This is a genomic window from Microcoleus sp. B13-B6, assembly GCF_036705405.1.
In the GTDB taxonomy this organism is placed as follows: domain Bacteria; phylum Cyanobacteriota; class Cyanobacteriia; order Cyanobacteriales; family Microcoleaceae; genus Microcoleus.
In genome coordinates, this window is sequence record NZ_JAUBUJ010000236.1 from 1 (window position 1) to 1704 (window position 1704).

Consider the following 1704-nt stretch of genomic DNA (forward strand, 5'->3'; position numbering starts at 1 on the left):
TTATTAACGGTCTTGTTAACGTTTGTAAAGGGGTTTAGCGACAGTTAAACTGATGACTGTGATTAGGAAAGCTGATGAAAGGAGAAAGATGGCCGTAACTTGCGGGGCCCGACGCCATCGCCCCCGCGCGAAACAGAGAAATAGCAAAACTTAAGTACCCAATAGTTTGCTAAACTTATCCGTAATTCATCGGCGAGAGGAAGTTTTATGTGGAAAGTGGCAGAATTTGGAAAATTAGTGGGAGTCTCAGGCTCTACGTTACGGCGCTGGGAAAGTGAAGGCAAGTTAATCCCTGACAGGACATTGGGAAACCAGCGCCTTTATTCAGAAAGTCACCTTAATACAGCCCGCAACCTGAAGACTGGTAAAACGCCACCCAGTAGAGTTATCGTATATTGTCGAGTTTCCTCCACTGGGCAAAAACAAGACTTGCTTCGTCAAGTACAGGCTATGGAACAATTCTGCTTGGCGCAAGGCGTTGCTATCACGGATTCCATTCAGGAAGTTGGGGGTGGACTCAACTTCAAGCGTCCTAAGTTTTTGCAAATCGTACAATGGGCGATACTGGGCGAAGTCAGGGTGCTGTATGTCGCCCACAAAGATCGGCTGTGCCGATTTGGTTTTGAACTCGTCGAGCAAATCTTACAGTGGAATGGTGGGACGGTTATTGTCGCCAACGCGGAAAGCCTTTCACCGTATGAAGAATTGACTCAAGACTTGCTTTCAATAATCCATTGTTTTTCTTCCCGCCTTTACGGACTGCGGAAATACAAAGCAAAAGTTAAAAATATTATAGAAGGTATAGATCCTTGTGCGGATTCCGCTATACTTGATCAGGCCAGCAACTCCAAAGAAGTTTAACTATGTTTGGGATCAAGCGATCGCTAAAACTAAATAACCTAGAAGCGACTTTGATGCCAAAACACGCAGGATTCCGACGTGTAGTGTTTAACATGGGGTTGAGCTTGCGAACTCAAATGTACGGCGAGGGGCAATTCACAGACTCAAAGGTACTTAACGAAGTTAAAAAAGTTCTTACCAACCACGTCAAGAAACAGCCTGAATTTGGTTGGATGAATCAGTTGTATAGTCGAGTTTATCAAAATGCTTTGATTAACTTGAAAGATGATTTTAGTAGGTATCGCTCTGGGAAGGCAGGTCATCCGAAATTTGCTAGTCGCCGGGACGGTCAATCTTTTACGGTTGATTCGTCTAACGGCAAAGTTTTACTAAACGCTGGCAGCACTATCAAAATTCCTACCTTGGGAAATTTTCGGCTCTACGAAGCCCGCTTAATTCGGTTACGTGTCTCAAACTATTACGATTTCAAAAGAAGGAAGTCGTTGGTTTCTTTCCTTTTGCGTTGATGCCGAACGTTTGCCAGTTCAACAATCTGAAAGGTCTGTAGGAATCGATGTAGGCATTAATTCTTTTGCCACCCTGTCAAACCAACAGGTCTTTGATGCGCCGAAGCCGTTAAAACAAGCGAAAACCAAGCTTGCTACCTTGCAACGCCCAGCCTCAAAACAGGTAAGAGGCTCCCAAAATCAGCGCAAAACCTACAATAAAATTAGCCGACTTCACGCACGGATAGCTCGTATTCGTTTAGATTTACTTCATAAGGAATGAGAATTAAATAACTTCCACTCTTGAAAGTGGGATGGGCGTCCCGCCCGTCCAAAAAAGACGGGCGGGACGCCCATC

The 1704-nt window shown here is 44.7% G+C and carries 3 protein-coding genes; all 3 read left to right on the plus strand.

Annotated features, from left to right (window positions below; translation table 11 throughout):
- The first annotated feature begins 207 nt into the window (after window positions 1-207).
- Genes QUB35_RS38865 through QUB35_RS38875 form a run of 3 tightly spaced genes read left to right on the plus strand, consistent with a single transcriptional unit; the run spans window position 208 to window position 1629 of the window.
- A complete protein-coding gene (locus tag QUB35_RS38865; RefSeq protein WP_333148391.1) occupies window positions 208-861 on the plus strand; it encodes an IS607 family transposase in 654 nt (217 codons plus the stop codon).
- 2 nt (window positions 862-863) lie between these two features.
- A complete protein-coding gene (locus QUB35_RS38870) occupies window positions 864-1367 on the plus strand; it encodes a hypothetical protein (RefSeq protein ID WP_333148394.1) in 504 nt (167 codons plus the stop codon).
- Entirely contained in the window at window positions 1306-1629 is a 324-nt protein-coding gene (locus QUB35_RS38875; RefSeq protein WP_333148396.1) for a transposase, read from the plus strand. The genes QUB35_RS38870 and QUB35_RS38875 overlap by 62 nt, the downstream gene beginning before the upstream one ends.
- The last annotated feature ends 75 nt before the right edge of the window (window positions 1630-1704 follow it).